General features: G+C 73.0%; 15 protein-coding genes. 4 read left to right on the forward strand and 11 right to left on the reverse strand.

Going from position 1 to position 16886, the window contains the following annotated elements; all coding sequences use genetic code 11:
• Window position 1 precedes the first annotated feature (1 nt).
• The gene (locus tag H181DRAFT_RS00480; protein ID WP_045862139.1) at window positions 2–2818 is read right to left on the reverse strand and encodes an alpha-mannosidase; all 2817 of its coding nucleotides are present in this window, start codon (window positions 2816–2818) and stop codon (window positions 2–4) included.
• Between the two features lie 213 nt (window positions 2819–3031).
• Here H181DRAFT_RS00480 and H181DRAFT_RS00485 point away from each other — a divergent pair, with 213 nt between their 5' ends.
• On the forward strand, window positions 3032–4036 hold the full coding sequence (locus tag H181DRAFT_RS00485) for a LacI family DNA-binding transcriptional regulator (protein WP_254666652.1): 1005 nt from the start codon (window positions 3032–3034) through the stop codon (window positions 4034–4036).
• Between the two features lie 41 nt (window positions 4037–4077).
• On the opposite strand, the gene H181DRAFT_RS00490 is transcribed toward H181DRAFT_RS00485, so the two are convergent.
• Window positions 4078–5013 carry a hypothetical protein gene (locus tag H181DRAFT_RS00490; RefSeq protein ID WP_199810792.1) on the reverse strand — a complete coding sequence of 312 codons (936 nt, stop codon included), beginning with the start codon at window positions 5011–5013 and terminating at the stop codon, window positions 4078–4080.
• Window positions 5014–5094: 81 nt separating this feature from the next.
• On the opposite strand from H181DRAFT_RS00490, the gene H181DRAFT_RS00495 reads away from it, so the two are divergent.
• A complete protein-coding gene (locus H181DRAFT_RS00495; RefSeq protein ID WP_074467650.1) occupies window positions 5095–6456 on the forward strand; it encodes a helix-turn-helix domain-containing protein in 1362 nt (453 codons plus the stop codon).
• A gap of 4 nt (window positions 6457–6460) precedes the next feature.
• Here H181DRAFT_RS00495 and H181DRAFT_RS00500 read toward each other — a convergent pair whose 3' ends face one another.
• From H181DRAFT_RS00500 to H181DRAFT_RS00530, 7 genes are all read right to left on the reverse strand, one after another.
• Window positions 6461–6904: a DoxX family protein gene (locus H181DRAFT_RS00500; RefSeq protein WP_045862141.1), complete on the reverse strand. Its 444-nt coding sequence runs from the start codon at window positions 6902–6904 to the stop codon at window positions 6461–6463.
• Between the two features lie 127 nt (window positions 6905–7031).
• Window positions 7032–7496, reverse strand: coding sequence for a DoxX family protein (locus H181DRAFT_RS00505; protein WP_052708386.1), 465 nt, complete (start codon window positions 7494–7496; stop codon window positions 7032–7034).
• A gap of 344 nt (window positions 7497–7840) precedes the next feature.
• Window positions 7841–8326, reverse strand: coding sequence for a hypothetical protein (locus H181DRAFT_RS00510; RefSeq protein WP_045862142.1), 486 nt, complete (start codon window positions 8324–8326; stop codon window positions 7841–7843).
• Between the two features lie 324 nt (window positions 8327–8650).
• Entirely contained in the window at window positions 8651–9469 is an 819-nt protein-coding gene (locus tag H181DRAFT_RS00515; protein WP_052708387.1) for an MmyB family transcriptional regulator, read from the reverse strand.
• 337 nt (window positions 9470–9806) lie between these two features.
• Window positions 9807–10424, reverse strand: a complete 618-nt coding sequence (locus H181DRAFT_RS00520; protein WP_158715404.1) for a TetR/AcrR family transcriptional regulator — start codon at window positions 10422–10424, stop codon at window positions 9807–9809.
• A 231-nt stretch (window positions 10425–10655) separates the two neighbouring features.
• Window positions 10656–11618 (reverse strand): NAD-dependent epimerase/dehydratase family protein, encoded by a 963-nt coding sequence (locus H181DRAFT_RS00525; protein WP_254666653.1) that lies wholly within the window; start codon window positions 11616–11618, stop codon window positions 10656–10658.
• Between the two features lie 11 nt (window positions 11619–11629).
• Complete coding sequence (locus tag H181DRAFT_RS00530) at window positions 11630–12247, reverse strand: ScbR family autoregulator-binding transcription factor (protein WP_045862144.1); 618 nt, start codon at window positions 12245–12247, stop codon at window positions 11630–11632.
• Window positions 12248–12349: 102 nt separating this feature from the next.
• Here H181DRAFT_RS00530 and H181DRAFT_RS00535 point away from each other — a divergent pair, with 102 nt between their 5' ends.
• Window positions 12350–13333, forward strand: coding sequence for a ScbA/BarX family gamma-butyrolactone biosynthesis protein (locus tag H181DRAFT_RS00535; RefSeq protein WP_052708389.1), 984 nt, complete (start codon window positions 12350–12352; stop codon window positions 13331–13333).
• Window positions 13334–13539: 206 nt separating this feature from the next.
• Window positions 13540–14379 (forward strand): putative protein N(5)-glutamine methyltransferase, encoded by an 840-nt coding sequence (locus H181DRAFT_RS00540; protein WP_045862145.1) that lies wholly within the window; start codon window positions 13540–13542, stop codon window positions 14377–14379.
• 130 nt (window positions 14380–14509) lie between these two features.
• Here H181DRAFT_RS00540 and H181DRAFT_RS00545 read toward each other — a convergent pair whose 3' ends face one another.
• Together H181DRAFT_RS00545 and H181DRAFT_RS00550 are read right to left on the reverse strand one after the other, a co-directional pair.
• A complete protein-coding gene (locus H181DRAFT_RS00545) occupies window positions 14510–16006 on the reverse strand; it encodes a purine-cytosine permease family protein (protein WP_078895437.1) in 1497 nt (498 codons plus the stop codon).
• Window positions 16007–16199: 193 nt separating this feature from the next.
• The gene (locus tag H181DRAFT_RS00550; RefSeq protein WP_045862147.1) at window positions 16200–16769 is read right to left on the reverse strand and encodes a hypothetical protein; all 570 of its coding nucleotides are present in this window, start codon (window positions 16767–16769) and stop codon (window positions 16200–16202) included.
• Window positions 16770–16886: the final 117 nt, after the last annotated feature.

The raw sequence follows: 16886 nt of genomic DNA on the forward strand, positions 1-16886 counted from the left end.
TTCATCGCCTCCTGGGGGTGGTGGCCTCGGGGCGCAGCCGCAGCGTCGCGATCCGGCCGCCTTCCAGAGGGAGTTGCACGGTGCTGTGCCCGCTTCGGCCGTCCTGGCGGACGTCGAGGCCGTGCAGGCGCTGCTCCTCCATGTCGCTCGCCTCCGCGCCGGAGAGCGGAGTGCGGCAGGTGAGGGCGGCAGTGACGGGGGAGTCGGAGCTGTTGAAGACGCGTACCACCAGCCCGTCGCGGTCCTCCGCGGTCTTCACCGCGCTGACAACGGCCTCCGCGGGCGTCACGGCCAGCCCCAGCGGGGGCGCCTCGGATGCTGGCACGGGGCGGCTGTGCACCGCGTGCGCGAGGAGCGGCAGGGCGAACTCCTCGGCCGTGCGGTACAGATCGCCGGACCGGCCGCTGCCGCCGTAGGGCCGCAGCGCGATGCGGAAGGTCCGCGGTCCCGGGCACTGCGCGGCGGGGGTGGGCAGTTCCGGGCCCACCTTGTGGGGGCGCAGCGGATGGTCCGTGCGGGCCATCCAGCCGACGGAGCGCAGCAGCGTCACCTCCAGGACGTGGCCTTCGCTGTGCGTGTACTCGTGGAGGCCCTCGGTGAAGACGGCGAGACCGGTCGTGTCGTCCTCCAGCGCCGCGAAGCGCCGCATGGCGAAGGCTCCCGTGGGGCGGTCGCGCCAGCCCTCGCCCGCCGGGGTCGCGGCGTCGCGGCGGATGACGCCGAAGGCCGATTCGGCGACGGAGTGCGCGGCGTGCACGCCCGTCGGGACGCGCAGGCGCAGCCGGTGGTCCTCGGCGGCGTTGTCGACGCTCACCTCGGCCTCGACGCGGTCGGCCTCCGCCGGCAGCCGGACGGTCAGCGTCAGCGGGAGAGCCACCGTGGACTCATGGTCGCGGCCGGACCGGTCGGGCAGCAGCCGGGAGGGGACGGTGAGCACGGCTCGCGCGGTCAGGGCGTCCTCGCCGGGGCCGTCCGAGATCTCCCACCGGGCGTGGCGGCTGGTGAGGGGACGGTCCCCGGGCAGCGGGCCGAACCCGTACTCGTCGCCCGCGTCGCCGTCGTCGAGGATCTCCAGCAGTCCGCTGCGGCGGCTGCCGGTTGTCCGGTCGGCGAGGGTCAGCGTGCCGTCGTCCTCGATCGTCACGCTCAGGGCGTCGTTGGTGAGGCTGCGCCCGTCGCGGACGGTGCGCGGAGCAGGTGCGGGCGGGGCTGCGGCCGGAGGGGCTTCGCCGGCGGGGAGGAGGCGGTAGAGCTTGGGAGCCAGCGCGGGGACGTCGGCGGCGTGGAAGGTCAGGCGGTCGCGGTGCAGCTCCTTGCGGCGGTCCAGCGTGTCCTCAACCGTGACGCCGGGCGCGGGAGCGGCGGTGAAGGGCACCCGCTGCCCGTCGGGGCCGACGAGCACGTGCGTCTTCCAGTCGCCGCCGCTGCCGACCCCCTGCGTCCAGCCGAACCGCCGTTCCCCGAGGGGCGCTTCGGGATCGGGCACGACGTCGACGCTCACCCGGCCGGAGCGCGGGAAGGCGCTGGGGTTGACCACGGCGACGGGGATGCCTCGCTCTTCGCCCGCCGTCCGCCCTGCCGCGGCGGTGGCCCGGCCGGCACGGTCCCGGTCCGCGGCCGCGTGTGCGACACGCGCCAGCGCGTCACGTGTGACGGCTTCGGCGACCTGCGAGATGCGCGCGAAGCGGACGTTCATCTCCTCGTGCACCTCGTCGACGGAGCAGCCGCAGATGGAGTCGTGCGCGTAGTTCTTCACCAGCTCCCGCCAGGCGTACCGCAGGGAGTCGAGGCTGGAGCGCCCGTCGGTGAGCGTCGCCAGTGCGTCGAGCCGCTCGGCGATGCCCGAGAGCTTGGACTCGGTGGCCTCGTTGAGGCGCTTCAGCGGCGTGCGGGTGGAGCCGATGCCGTCGAAGACGTCGTGCTTGCGGCCGTGGCGCAGTTCGCCCGTGAACTCGGCCTCGGGGGCCGGACGCCCGTCGGTGAGCTGCCGGAACTCCTCGAGTCCGCCGAGCCGGAGCGCCGTGCCGCCGTTCCTCGACTGCTCCTCGTTCAGCGAGGCGACCATCTCCGGCACGCCCTGCTGCACCCGCAGGTGGTCGCCGCCGTTGAGCAGCAGCAGGACTCCCGTGGACGAGCGTCCTCCCAGCCTCTCCAGCAGCTCCGGGAGCCGGTCGTAGCCGACGAGGATTCCGTGGTGCAGCGAGAGGGTCTCGGGATCGCCGGTCAGCACCGCGGCGTTGGAGTAGCTCTCGGCGAGCCAGTGCGCTCTCACCCGCGAGCCGTCCGGGGCCCGCCAGAGGAACTCGCTTCCCAGGGTTTCCGTCTCGTCGCCGAAACCGCGCATCGCGTAGAACGTGTCGATGCCGAACCCGCGGAGTATCTGCGGGAGTTGGTGCACGTGCCCGAAGGTGTCGGGCAGGTAGCCCTCCCGCATCACGTGCCCGTACTCGCGGCTGACGCGGCAACCGATGAGCAGGTTGCGCACCAGCGCCTCGCCGGAGACGTGGAACTCGTCGGGCTGGACGTAGAACGGGCCCGGCCGCAGCCGCCCCGCCCCGACGAGCGCCGAGAGCCGTGCGCGCTGGTCGGGGCGGATCTCCGTGTAGTCCTCGAGGATCACCGCCTGCCCGTCGAGCAGGAAGGCCGGCAGCCCGGGCTCCCGTTCCAGCACGTCGATCAGCTCGTCGAAGAACTGGACGAGCGCGAAGCGCATCGTCTCGAACGGGCTGTACCACTCGCGGTCCCAGTGCGTGTGGGGGACGACGACGGCGAGGGGGCCCGGCTCGGGATGGGCGGGCGGGGCGTCCGGGACGTGCACGTTTCTCCTGTTCCTGTGGACACGAAGCCTGGAGTCAACGTTGACCGACAACGTTGACGTACTTGTGGAGAGCAGTGCACACTTGGTCACCTGCCGGCGTCAAGAGGTGTGCGGAAGACGGGCGGCCGCGAGGGGCAGGCAGCCGCAACGACGAGAGGGCGGCCAGGGGTGGCAGAGACCAGCAGAGGCGCAGGGCGTCCGGGACGCCCGACAATGAAGGACGTCGCCGCTCACGTCGGCACCAGCATCAAGAGCGTCTCGCGCGTCCTGAACGGCGAGGAGGGCGTCTCGGCGGCCACGAAGGAGCGCATCCTGCAGGCGATGGCCGAACTCGGCTTCCGCCGCAACGACTTGGCACGCGGCCTTCGCCAGAGCGACCGCACACGCACCGTCGGGCTCGCCCTCCCCCAGGCGGGCACCCGCTTCCACGACAGCCTGGTGCACGGCATCGACGAGATCGCCGCGGCGCACGGCAGCCTCGTCCTCACGGCCTCGTCCCGCACGGCGGCCCGCGAACGCGAGACACTCGTGGCCCTGTGCTCGCGGCGCGTGGACGGGCTGATCGTCGTCCCCGCCGGAGAGGACCACGCGTTCCTGCGGCCCGAACAGCACGCCGGGGTGCCGGTCGTCTTCGTCGACCGCCCGCCGCACGGCATCGAGGCCGACACCGTCCTCACCGACCACGCGGGCGGCGCACGCGACGCCACGGAGCACCTGCTGCGGCAGGGGCACACCCGGATCGGGGTCATCGGTGCGGACGCGCGGATCTTCAGCGTCGCCGAGCGCATCGAGGGCCATCTCTCCGCGCTCTCCGCGCTGCGCGCCCGCGAAGCGCCCGCCCACCGAGAACTGATGCGGCTGGGGGCGGAGTCGGCACCGGAGGCACTGGAGGCATGCCTTGACCTGTTCCGGCTCCCGGAGCCGCCCACGGCGCTGTTCACCCTGAACAACCAGTGCACCATCGGCGCGGCGCGGGCGCTGCGCGGTCTCGGCCGGAGCGACGAGGTGGCGCTCGTCGGCTTCGACGACTTCGAGACGGCCGATCTGATCGATCCCCCCGTCACGGTCATCGCCCAGGACGCCGAGGAGATCGGACGGACGGCGGCCCGCCTGATGTTCGAGCGCATGGCCGGCCATTCCCCCGCCCCGGGCAGATCGGTACTGCCGACACGGCTGATCGTCCGGGGCTCCGGCGAGATCCCGCTTCCGGTCACGTAGCGGGCGCTCGCGTGCGGCAGGGCGTCCGGGGCGGCGGGTGGTCATCCCTCCTGGAGGATCAGCTCCGTGCGCAGCTCGTGGCTTCCGTCCGGCAGCCGGGCCTCGTAGAAGATGCGGTGCCCCGCCGCGCCGGGAAGCGGCAGCACCTCGAGGTAGCGGACGTCGGCGACCGGCTCCCGCCCCAGGGCGCTGAACCGCATGACGCCGTCCACGACTTCCCCGGCGGCGAGACCGGTCCGCTCGAACCAGTTCTCCTCGGCGGCGGCCCGCCCGTCGTAGCTCGCACGGCCGTCGGGGAGGACGGACGTCAGCCTGGCGGCCCTCGCGTCCCAGGCGCCGGGGCGCCCTCGGAGCACCGGGCCCCGCCGGCGCCATTCCAGACCGTCCTCGCTGGTCGCGTAGACGGTGAACATGCGGTCCTCGTGGCCCGGCCGGTCCAGGGGGTGGCAGCACAGCCACGCCTCCCAGCGCCCGTCCCGGCACCGGATCACCGGGTCCTTCACGGCGGTGGCGTGGTCGCCGCGGAAGACGGGCCGCAGCACCGCGCCGGGCAGCTCCTCCGCCGTGGGCGCCTCCAGCACACCGACCCACCAGTGCTTCGTGCCCGGCGTGGCGCAGCTGACGTAGAGGCGCAGGGTGCCAGCGGGCGTCCGGACGAGAGCGGGACGTTCGACCATCATCGCGTCCAGGCGACCGCTCTCGACGACCGCGATGGCGGTGAAGGTGCGGCCGTCGAGGGAGCGGGCGACGACGTTGCGGTCCTCCCCCTCGTCCCGCACGCGGTAGGCGAGCAGGAGCGATCCGTCCGTGTCGTACAGGGCGCTGGGCGCGCCGGCCCAGCGCTGGGGGCCGCTCCCCGGTGCGGGGGCGGCCACGATGGCGGCGGCGGTGCCGGGCAGGGGGAAGGCGCCGGTGCCGGAGCCGCTGCCGGGAGCGGTGTGGCCGGACTGCCCGGCCGGGCCTGTGCAGATGTCCATGCCGGAAGCCTCCTCGGCTCCCGCTGAGAGCGATACTGGCAGGACTGACATGGTCCCGGAACTTTCTGCCATGATGGGTGCATGCTCCGCAACGTCGTCGCGCTGGTGGGCGAGCAGGCAGCCGCTTTCGAACTGGGCGTCGTCGCCCAGGTCTTCGGGCTGGACCGCTCCGACGACGGCCTTCCCGTGCACGATTTCGCCGTGTGCGCCGCGACGCCCGGCCCCGTCCGGACGACCTCGGGCTTCACGCTGCACGCCGGGCACGGCCCGGAACGCGTCGCGGACGCCGACCTCGTCACCGTGCCTGCCTGGCCGCAGCTCGAAGCGGACCCGCCCGAGGAGCTGGTGGAGGCGCTGCGGGAGGCGGTCGCCCGCGGTGCCCGCGTGCTGTCCGTGTGCACGGGCGCCTTCCTGCTGGCGGCGGCCGGGCTCCTGGACGGGCGGCGGGCCGCCACGCACTGGCAGTTCGCCGACCGCCTCGCGCGCCGCCATCCGCGCGTACGGGTGGACCGGGACGTGCTGTACGTGGAGGACGGCCCGGTCCTCACCAGCGCCGGCGCCGCCGCCGGCATCGACGCCTGCCTCCACCTCGTCCGTCTCGAACACGGCGCGGCCACCGCCAACGCGCTGGCCCGCCGCATGGTCGTGCCTGCGCACCGCTCGGGCGGGCAGGCGCAGTTCATCGAGATGCCCGTGCCCGCGGCGAGGACCGGACACGGCCTCACCGGGCTGCTCGACTGGATGCAGGAGCACCTCGACGAGCCGCTGACGGTGGAGGCCCTGGCCGCCCGTGCGGCCATGTCGCCGCGTACCTTCGCCCGGCACTTCAAGGCGGCGACCGGCACGACGCCCCACCGCTGGCTGCTGGATCAACGGCTGCAGCTCGCCGAGGAGTTGCTGGAGAGCACCGCACTGCCGGTGGACACCGTGGCGGCGCGCGCCGGATTCGGCAGCGGAGACACCCTGCGGCACCACTTCGCCGCCCGCCGCGGGGTGGGGCCCTCGGCTCACCGCCGCACGTTCCGCAACGAGGAGCCCGCCCTGGGCCGGGCACCGCAACCCCACCGAAAGGACCGCCGGAGCATGGAGATCTGGATCAACCCCGCCTGTTCCAAGTGCCGTTCAGCGATCTCGCTGATGGACGCCGAGGGGGCCTCCTACACGGTCAGGCGCTACCTGGAGCAGCCGCCGACCGTGCAGGAGCTCGAAGCCGTACTGGGACGGCTCTCGCTGGAACCGTGGGACATCACCCGCACCGGGGAACCGGCCGCCGCCGAGCTGGGTGTCGGGGACTGGCCGCGCGACGAGGAGCACCGTGCCCGCTGGCTCGAAGCCCTCGCCACCCGCCCGGAGTTGATCCAGCGGCCCATCATCACCGCCGACGACGGGAGCGCTGTCGTCGGCCGCACCCCCGAGGCGGTGCGGTCCGTCCTCGGCTCCTGACGTCTCAGGCGGTTCCGCGCAGCCGTGCGGCGAGAGCCGTGACGGTCCCCCGGCGAACCCACGCGATCACGCCGAGCGGCACCATCAGCAGCAGAGGCGTGTAGGCGTTGCGGCCGTCGAAGACGGTGACCTGGGTGATGAAGGCCCCTGCCATCAGGGCGATGAGCGCCAGCGCGGACAGCCCCGAGAGCCGCGGGACCACAAGTGCGATGCCGCCGGCGAGTTCCAGCACGCCTATCGCGTACATGAACCACATGCCGAAGCCGATCTGCTCGAAGCCCTCGGTGGCGGAGGCATGGGCGATGAGCTTGGGCAGCGCGCTCGCGAACACGTAGAAGAGCGCCAGGAGCGCCTGAAGGGAGCGCAGGGCCAGTTCCCTGCCCCGTGCCGCCCTGACGGCGGGAACGGCGCCCCGGGGTTCCGACGGTGTGCCGGCTGACTGGTTCATCGCGGGTCTCCTCTCCGGGAGGGGTACGGACGTACCCACCGGAGAGGAGACCGCGCGGCCGCCCGCTTCTCATCGGGCCGGGCGGCCGGAGGTCTTCAGGCCGTTCCGGCCCCGCTCACGGTCGTGGCTACCGGCCACCGCCGCGGAGGCGGTTGAGCAGCTGCGTGATCGTTCCCCAGCGCCCGACGACGATGACGAGCAGCGGGACGAGCATCATCGCGGGCGTCGACATGCCCTTGCCGTCCATCAGCGTCAGGTGCGTGACGCAGGCGCCCGTCATGACGCCCATCAGACCGAGCGCGCCCAGGCCGGAGAACCAGGGGGTGAGCAGGGCGATGGCGCCCAGCAGTTCGAGGGTGCCCGTGAGGTACATGAACCACAGGCCGATGCCGATCTTCTCGAAGGTGTCCTGTGCACCGGCCTCCGCGGTCAGCGCCGGGATGGCGCCGACGGTCACGAAGAAGTAGGCGAGGTACAGCTGCACCGCCCACAGGGCCACTTCGAGGGCGATCCGGGCGGGGCTCTTGCGGCGTGAACGCCTGGCTGAGGGGTTGGCGTGAGAGGTCGGCGGCGTGCCGCTCGCGTGCGCCATGGTGGTCTCCTTCTGCAGACGGTGCGCATGCACTTTTCATGACGGACCCGGCGGCCGGCCTTCTGCCGCCAGAGACCCGCGGCGGATCCCCGGCCGCAGCGGCAGCGAGGCGGCGACGCCCTGCGAACACGTGTGCCGTGGGTTCCACCATGTGCGTATCACGTGCGCAGCGCGCACCGCAGACAGTTGCGCATCCTGTTCAACGAACACATTGCGTACGGGCCCGCCGCGACCTGGTCCTTCGGACGGACGGCGGCGCAGGCACGCGGCCACCGGCGTCCTGGGCGGGCATCATCGTGCCGCCCTGCGGCGCCCGGTTCCCGGGTGCTGCGGGCCGCGGGTGCTCAGCGTTTCGGCGGGAGGGCGGCCGCCAGGCGGGGATGCCCCCCGCTGCGGCTGCGCAGCGTCCCCGTGGCGACGCCCACTCTGCGTGCCGCCTCGGTGATGGTGGCGCCTGTCTCGAGCAACTCGGCTGCTCTGTCCAGCAGTTCGTCCGCGATCCGGCGCCGGGGCCGGCTCGCCCGCTCGGCGACCGCGGTCAGCAGCAGCGCCTCTTCGGCCGCGTACACCGGATCGGCCAGCCACTCGACGGTGTCCAGCACGTCCAGGACGACGGCCCAGGCGGCGAGTTCCCTGTCTCCGTCGGTCCCCCTCAGCGCCGTCAGGAAGTCGTGCCGCCTGGCCCGGAGTTGCTCTTCGGGCGAGTGCCCCGCGAGAGCGGACCGGACCTCGCTGTCACGGAGGACGAACGCGGCGAGGTGCTCGACGGGAACTCCCAGCGCCCCGGCCGGCGCGTCGAGGGCGGCGCCTGCGCGGAGCGCCGCCAGCACGGCCTCACGCCTCTCCGGACCGAGGCGGGTCTCACGCTCCAGCTCCGCCCAGCGCGCGGCGCGGCACCTGGGGCAGCGTCCGCCCCGGTGCCATCCCCCGGGCTCACCGGGGCGCAGGCCCCTCGGCTCACCGCAGCTGGCTCCAGCCGCCTTGCACCGTGTACGCGTTCTCACAGGGGCCCCGCTGGACCACGGTCCGGGCCGGCCGGGGCCGCGAACCTCCCCCTTCTCCTCATGGCGGACATGCTACCCACCGCCGCCACCATCAAGCGGACGCTCTCGCTCCGGCGGCCCAGGGCGGCCCGGGTCCGGCCTGCGGGCAGGTCAGGGGCGGTCCGGCTCGAACTCGACGACCATGAGCCGCGCCCCGGGGTTGACGAGCGGCTCGGCCGCACCGAGCCGTGCCCTGCCCGGCCCCAGAACGGGGTGGCGCAGCGGGCGGTCGTCGCTGTCGGGCCGGGTGAAGGCAGCGGCGATCCTGCGCCGGACGCGTGCGGCGCGCGGGTCGCTGTGCAGGTCCTTCTCCAGTTCCTGCAGCGTCGGGTCGGCCGGGTAGGCGTGCCGGGCGGCCACGAGCTGCGGGATGATCACCGGCGCCCACTCGTTCTCCCAGTCCAGGAGGACCTCGTCGCGCGCCCCGTCGTCCAGCAGCATCCACCGCATGACGTTCTCGGGCGGTTTCCCGTCCGGGAACATCTCCGCGAAGGCCGAGTTGCATTCCAGCAGGTCCCAGCAGACGTTGCTTATGAAGGCCATCGTCGTCATCTCGTGGACGACGCGGCGCCACACGGGCGCGACGTCCAGACCGGCGCCGGGGTCCAGCGCGTAAGGAGGGTTGTGCCCGTAGGTGTGCCGCCACAGCGACTCCCACTCCTGCGGGTTCAGCTTCAGATAGCGCGCCAGACGGTCGAGGTAGTCGGTCGACGGGTTCGTCTTCGCGCCGCGTTCGAAGCTGCCGTAGGTGCCCGTCCGGCTGTGCAGGAGCACGTCCATCTGCGGCTGGGTGAGGCCGGGGACCTGGCGTCCCCGGCGGTCGCTCGGCCGCTCCAGCCCGTGCTCGGCGGGATCGACCCGTGCTCGAGCCTCCCTGAGGAAGTTCTGCAAGTCGTGCCGGCGGTGCGGCGGGCCGTCGAGCCGGGGCATTCTGACGCTCCTCGGACTGTGCGGGCGTTTTTGAGTACCCCGTTCTTACACGTAAAAGGTCGCGCCTGGAAAGGTGCCAGCCGCGCACGGCATGATCGGGGGGCACCACGCTGCCGTCGGGGGACAGCGTGGCGCGAGACGTGATGCATGGCGGGACTCCTCGGCTCATCAGGGCGACGAGGAGTCAGGGGAACGCCTGCACGTGAGGTCGGCAGGTCTCCCATCCGCCGCGGGCGGCCTGCCCGGCTGACGCGTCTTCTCCGGGGTCCCGGACCACGGCCGACCGGAGCCGGTCCCGTCCCCCGCCGGACGTCGCCTCCGCCCGACTCGGGCCGGCTCACTCGGCCTTCTGCAGCTCGCACCCGGAGACGCGCAGCCAGTCCGACTCGGTGCCCGCGATCCACAGATGCTCGGGGCCGGGCTGGGAGACCAGTCCGTACAGCAGCAACTGCCAGTGCGCCGAGAGGCGTTCATGCGGATCGGCTCCGCCTTCCGCCTGGTCCGTAGGGGCCGCCGAGGCGAGGCCGAAGGCCACTTCCGCCACCGTCTCCGCCGTCGTCTCGGGGCGCAGCGTCCCGTCCTTCTCGGCCTCCCGGGCCACTTCGGTGAAGACCTGCCGCCAGCAGGCGAGCGGGTTGACCTCGGGGTCCGGCGGTGTCTCCAGCTCGCGGGACAACTTCACCGCGGCCCGGGCCAGATGGTCGTTGGCCAGCTGCTCGGCCACGAGGTGCGTGAGGTCGATGAGCGTCTGCAGCGCCGGCTGGGCCTTGGCCCGCAGCAGCTCCGTCGCCTGGAAGGTGCGGGTGCACGCCTCGCGCCGGACGGTGTCGGCCAGTTCCTCCTTGCTGCCGAAGTGGAAGGACAGGGCGCCCTTGCTCATCGCCGCGGCACGGCTGACCTCGAAGAGTGTGGTGCGCTGGTAACCGGAGCGGTCGAAGGATCTCGCTGCGGCCATCGTCAGTGCGTGCCGCGTGAGTTCTGCGCGCTCTTGCCTCATGGAGCCTGTTCCCTTCGTGCGTACGGGTCCGCGGGGAAACGGACCGTCAGGGGCAGCAGCTGACGGGGAGCACTGCCGCCCCAGACAAACATACAAAGTGTTCTGTTTTCATGCGCTGGAAGGGACTACAGAGCCGCAGGAGAAGGAGTGGAAGAGTGATGCCCCGCCAACGGGCTTCCGCAACATGCTTCAGACGAGGCCGAGTTGGCGGCGGTACCAGGCAGCGGCACCGGGCAGCCTCGCCAACGGGCCGGGCCCCGGGTCGCATCGGCACGCGTCCCAGAGCGATTCCCCGCTGTAGAAGTGGTCCTGCGCGAGCAGTTCGAGCTGCCGCTCACGGATCCGTCCGGGGTTCGCGCGCATCAGGGAGAGGCACTGCTGCCAGGTCAACTCCCCGCTCAGCGGCGGCAGCAGCCCCAGGGCGGCCAGGGTCCGGAGAAGGTCGCGCAGGCGCACGGGCTGGGGATGGACCGCGTGGTGGACGGCTCCGCCCGCCGCCGGAAGACGGAGCGCTGCGGCCGTGACGAGCCGTGCCAGGTCCTCCACCGCCACGAGTGAGAGGCGCCCCGTTCCGCCCAGCCACAACCCCGGTACGCGGCGGGCGAGTTCGGCCAGCGCCGGCACGACCCAGCGGTCGCCTTCACCGGTCACGAGTCCGGCGCGCAGTACGAGGGCGCCCTGACGCAACGCGTGCGTCTCCCCGGCGAGCCGGCTCCGACTGGCGGCGGACCCGGGAGCGGGCCCCAGGTCGGTGACGGACGCGCCGCGGTGGGGACCCCGGCCGTAGACGGCCGTCGTCGACAGGTGCACGACCCGCCGGACACCGGCCCTCCGCGCCTCCTCCATGAGCGCTGCCGTACCCAAGTCGTTGACCAGGTTGCACTGTTGCTCGTCGGAGCCGACGTGGGAGGCGGCGTTCACGAGTACGTCCGCTCCCTCGCAGACGCCGGCCAGGGTCTCGGGCCGGGCCAGGTCCGCGTGGACCTGCTCCACACCGGCGGGCAGCGCGACGTGCCTGCGAGTGAAGGCACGTACGGTCAACTCCTGAGCCGTGCCAGGGCGTTCGCGGGTGCGGGGCGCTCCGGGCGCTCCGTGTGCGCCGAGCCGTGCGAGGACGGCGGAGCCGAGGAACCCCGTGGCACCGCTCAGCACGACGCGCACGATCAGCCCGCCGCGAGCATCGGATGCTCCGGATTGACGACCATCTCCGCGGCGACCTGCGGTGGGGCGATGCCCAGCAGCATGTAGTGCCACAGGTCGGCGATGCGGTCGGGAAGGTCGGCGCGGGCGTTGGCGAGCTTCGAGAAGTGCTGCACGCCCGTGTAGCAGCCCACCAGCAGCACGGCGAGTCGGTCCACTTCGACGTGGCTGCGCAACTCCCCGCGTTTCGCGGCCGCTTCGAGCTGGCCGCGGAAGACCTGTGCCCATTCGCGGTACGGCGCGTCGTCGACGAAGCCGATCTCCTCCTGCTCCACGGCGAGCCGCACCCCGGCGCGGAGCAGCTTGTTGGTCTGCAGTTCGAAGGCGAGCAGGAGCGTGGTGTCGATGAGCCTCTGGAGACCGTCCGGCCCCGGGGGGAGCACCACGGCGTCGCGCTGGGCGAGCATCACCGTGCGGGCGAGGTCGAGCTTCGAGGAGAAGTGGAAGTACAGGGCACCCTGGGTGATGCCGGCGCGGTGCATGATGTCGGCGATCCTCGCCGCCCTGTAGCCCCCCTCGTCGAAGACCTCCGCCGCCTTCTCCAAGATCAACTGCCGTGTTTCGACGGCGCGTTGCTGCATCGGTTTCGTTCTCGCTGCCACCATCCGGCCTCGCCACCAAAGTTCTATGGTTTCCGGCACAGGTCACTCACTCTGGACACCATCCCACCCGGAGGGCCGCCGATGACCGTCACCCCCGCAGTGCCGGACCTGCCGGAAAGCACAGCCTACTCGTCGCCCGTCCCCCGCGAGTTCGTGCACAAGTCGGCGCATACGGAGGTGCTTCTGACCGGCTGGCGGCGGCTCGGCGAGAGAGAGTTCGAGGTGGGCGCCCAGTGGCCGCGGGACCACGGCTACTGGCGTACGGGCCGCGGCGGGGTGCAGGATCCGATGCTGCTGGTGGAGACGACCCGGCAGGTGCTGCCGCTGCTGTCCCATGCGGTCTACCGCGTACCTCCGGGGCACCAGTTGATCTGGAGCCACCACCACTGCGCGTTCGCCGCGCCCTTGTTGCGTGTGACGGACCGGCCCGCCGAGGTCGTCCTGCGCCTGTCCGTGTCCCGGCCGCCGCTGCCCGGCGGCCGGCTGCGGAGACTGGCGGTGACGATGACCGCCGCATGCGAGGGACGCACCCTGGGCACGGCCTCGACCGTCTTCAGCGCCCACTCCCCCGAGGTGTACGCGCGGCTGCGCGAGCCCCGCACCGACCCGGCCGAGGCGATGTCGGCCGCGCTGCCGCCGCCGGCGCCGGTGGTCCCCGCGCTCGTGGCGAGGGAGAGCGAACGGGAGGTGGTTCTCGCCCCCGCCGAGGACGCGGCGCGCCGGCGGCTGCGCGTCGTCACCTCCAGTCCGTGGCTCTTCGACCATCCGGTCGATCACGTACCCGGGATGCTGCTGATGGAGGCGGCCCGCCAGTGCGCTCATCTCGTGCTGCAGGGCAGGCGGTCCCGTCTGCTCCATCTGGTGCGCATGGAGGCCGAGTTCAAGCGCTACGTCGACCTGGACGAACCCGCGTGGGTCGACTGGTCGCAGCCCTCCTCCCGCCCGGACTCCCCCTCGGAGGACGGCGAGGAGACGATGACCGTCGCGATCACCCAGCGAGGCGTGCGCGCCTTCACCGCCGTGGTGGGCTTCGCTGCCGCAGCGGTCCTTCCCGGCGCCGGGTGACGACGCCTCCGGGACGGGCGGAGGCGTCCGGGCCCACCCGGGCGCACAGCCGCACGCTCGGGTATCGTCCGTGCTTTCGGTACGGCGCGAAAGAGGAGGTGGGACCGATCACCGCAGCACCAGAGGGGCTGCACTCCCCCGCCGTCGCCGGCCCGGGACTGGCGTAGGCGGCCGGGAGCCCCCGTGGCACCACTCGAAAGGCCCGCATGACCTCGCCGCTCCCCTCTCCCCTCCCCCGTTCCGCTCTCGTCGCCCGCCTCCGCGCCGCTGGCTGCGTGTTCGCCGAGGACGAGGCGGACCTCCTGATCTCCACCGCCGGTTCGCCGCACGAGCTGGCCACGATGGCCGGCCGCCGGACAGCGGGCGAGCCCCTCGAACACGTCCTGGGCTGGGCCGGGTTCTGCGGGATGCGCACGGCGGTCGAGGCGGGCGTGTTCGTCCCTCGGCGGCGCACGGAGTTCCTGGTACGTCAGGCCGCCGAGGCGCTCCGCGCGGTCGCCGGCCGGTGCCGGGAAGAGGCGGCCGCCCCCGTGCTCGTCGACCTGTGCTGCGGTTCGGGCGCGGTCGGGGCGGCGCTCGCCTCCCAGGCGGACGGGCGCGTCGAGCTGCACGCGGGCGATGTCGATCCGGCCGCCGTACGGTGCGCCCGGCACAACCTCGCCGCCTACGGCGGGCACGTCCACCACGGCGACCTGTACGAGCCACTGCCCGCCGGGCTGCGGGGACGTGTGGACGTGCTGGTGGCCAACGTGCCCTACGTCCCGGCGGACGAGGTCCCCCTCCTTCCGCCGGAAGCCCGCCTCCACGAACCCCGGGTGGCGCTGGACGGCGGCCCGGACGGGCTCGACGTGCTGCGCCGGGTCGCCGCGGGTGCTCCCGGCTGGCTGGCCCCGGGCGGTTCCCTTCTGGTGGAGACGAGCGAACGGCAGGCGCCCCGCGCTCTGGAGGCGGTCGCGGACTGCGGGCTGGTGGCCCGGGCGGTGACGTGCGAGGAGTTCGACGCGACCGTCATCACCGCGGCACGGCCGGACGCCGGCCGGGCCTGAACATGTCCGACTCGCCTTCTCGGACGGTGACTTGAGGGTCGTCCGCACCCTCCGCCCTACGCGGCGACGGCGCCGTCCCCGGTGACCGTCAAGGGGCGCGTTCCTTCATGGAGTCCCGAACGCGGCCTCGTCAGGCGCTGGTCGGGGCCGAACCGGGCGCCCCGTCCTCGGCGGTGCGGGCGTTGCCGTGCGGCCCGGACGGCGAAGGGGGCGCGGCCTCCTGCTCCTTGACCCGGGCGCGGTGGCAGACGAGAGTCACCGCGAACGCCGAGACGAGAGCCGCGAGCACCCCGAGGTTGGCGGACGCCCACGCCCCCGAGGTGCCGCCGAGGCCCAGCGGCCCCAGCAGGTAGCCCTGCCAGGACAGCCAGCCGGCGGCGGTGTTGGTCACCAGGCCCCACCCGGCGGCCGTGGCCGCGCACAGCACCGCGGCCGGAAGCCACCGCACGTCGCCGTAGCGGCCGGAGGGCGAGAAGAGGTCCGCGTCGTCGTAGGGACGGGAGCGCAGCGCCACGTCGGCCAGCATGATGCCGCACCAGGCGGCCACGGGGACGCCGAGCGTGGTGAGGAAACCCATGAAGGAGCCGAGGAAGTCCTCGGAGAAGAACACGACGTAGACGGTTCCGAGGATCATGAGCAGCCCGTCCAGCGCCGCGGCCGCGTAGCGCGGCACCCGCACCCCCAGGGCGAGCAGGGCGAGCCCCGAGGAGTAGATGTCCAGCACCGCGCCGCCGACCAGGCCCAACACGGCCACCAGCGCGAACGGCACGAGGAACCACGTCGGCAGCAGCGTCGTCAGGGCGCCGACGGGGTCGGCGGCGATCGCCTCGCTCAGCCGCGGGGAGGAACCAGCGAGCAGCAGCCCGAAGACCAGCAGGACGAGCGGCGCGAGGGACGCCCCGAAAGTGGTCCAGCCCGCCACGGCAGCGCCTCGCGTCCGGCGCGGCAGGTAACGGGCGTAGTCCGCGGCGGCGTTGACCCAGCCGAGCCCGAAGCCCGTCATCAGGAACACCAGCGCTCCGACGACCTCCTGCGCCGAGCCGGCGGGCAGGCTCCCGGCCGTCTCCCAGCGGATCTCCCCGGCGACCAGGGCGATGTAGACGACGGTCAGGGCAGCCGTCACGACCGTGATCGCCGACTGCATCCGCATGATGAGGTCGAAGCCGACGACTCCTGTCAGGACCGTCAGCGCCGAGACGACGACCAGCGCGGCGATCTTCGTCGACGTGCCGCCGCCCCAGCCCAGCCTGTCGAAGACGGTGGACGTGGCGAGCGTCGCGAGGATCACCAGCACGGTCTCCCAGCCGACGGTCAGCACCCAGGAGACCGCGGACGGCAGCCTGTTGCCCCGCACTCCGAACGCCGCCCGGCTGAGCACCATCGTCGGCGCGGAGCCGCGCTTGCCCGCCACGGCGATGAAGCCGCACAGCAGGAACGAGAAGACGATCCCCGCGACCCCGGCGGCCAGTGCCTGCCAGAAGTCGATCCCGAACCCCAGCGCGAACGAGCCGTAACTCAGGCCCAGCACCGACACGTTCGATCCGAACCAGGGCCAGAACAGCTGCGCGGGGCGGCCCTTGCGCTCGGCGTCCTCGATGACGTTGAGGCCGTTGGCCTCCACGGTGATCTTCCTCGCGGGACGGTCACCGTCCGCCGCCGCGCCCGGTACGTCCGTTCCTGCCCCAGGCACAGTGGTCCCCCGTATCGCCGGATCAAAAAGCCAGTGGGAGCGTTGCGTGCGCTGCGCACGGCGTCAAGTGGGCGTTCGCGCCGGGCAGTTCGGGGACGGGGTGCGGGCCGGGCCGGCGGCGGGGCCGGGCTCAGAAGCGCGGGCTGCACCCCGGGGTCAGCGGCAGGACGCTCAGCAGCGCGGTCAGGGTCCTCGCGTAGACGCCGTCCGGATCGGCCTGGTCGCGCAGCCTCGTCAGGTGCGTCCGGGCCTCGGGCGGCAGGTAGCAGGTCGACCGGTACGGATCGTGGTCGACGGCGGCCTGTGCCTCCTGCGGCCCGCCGTCGGTGACACCGCGCGTGAGCCGCAGCCAGTGGGGAGCCGACCGCGCCAGAGCGGCGTCGACGAGCGGCTCCACGACCTCGCCCGGGTGGGAGTGCCGCGCGGAGCCGTGCCAGACGCTGACGACGACCGCGGCAGAGGACCACGAGCGCAAGGTTGCGGGATCCGCCAGGTCACGCCGGATGTGATCACGGGCCCGGTAGTGGCACGCGTCGGCGGGGGCGAGCCAGCTGCCGACGCTGAGCCCGGCCTGACGCAGCGCGTCGGTGACGCAGTAGGCGACCTCCGCGGTCCCCAGCACGAGCACGTCCCGCGTCCGCACCGGTGCGGGCGCCGCGGCGCGGGTGGCGGTGGCGGCGACGGGGTCTGCAGCCGGCATGGTCTCGTCCCTCCGCTCCAGGTGTCGGGGAAAAGGCATCTCGGGCAATCGGGATCTCCTACGACCGTAGGCACCCGTCGGAGGCCGCAGAAGGGAGGATCGGTCGATCCGGGGCCG

This window comes from Streptomyces sp. WMMB 714 (assembly GCF_900090125.1).
GTDB classification, from domain to species: Bacteria; Actinomycetota; Actinomycetes; order Streptomycetales; family Streptomycetaceae; genus Streptomyces; species Streptomyces daqingensis.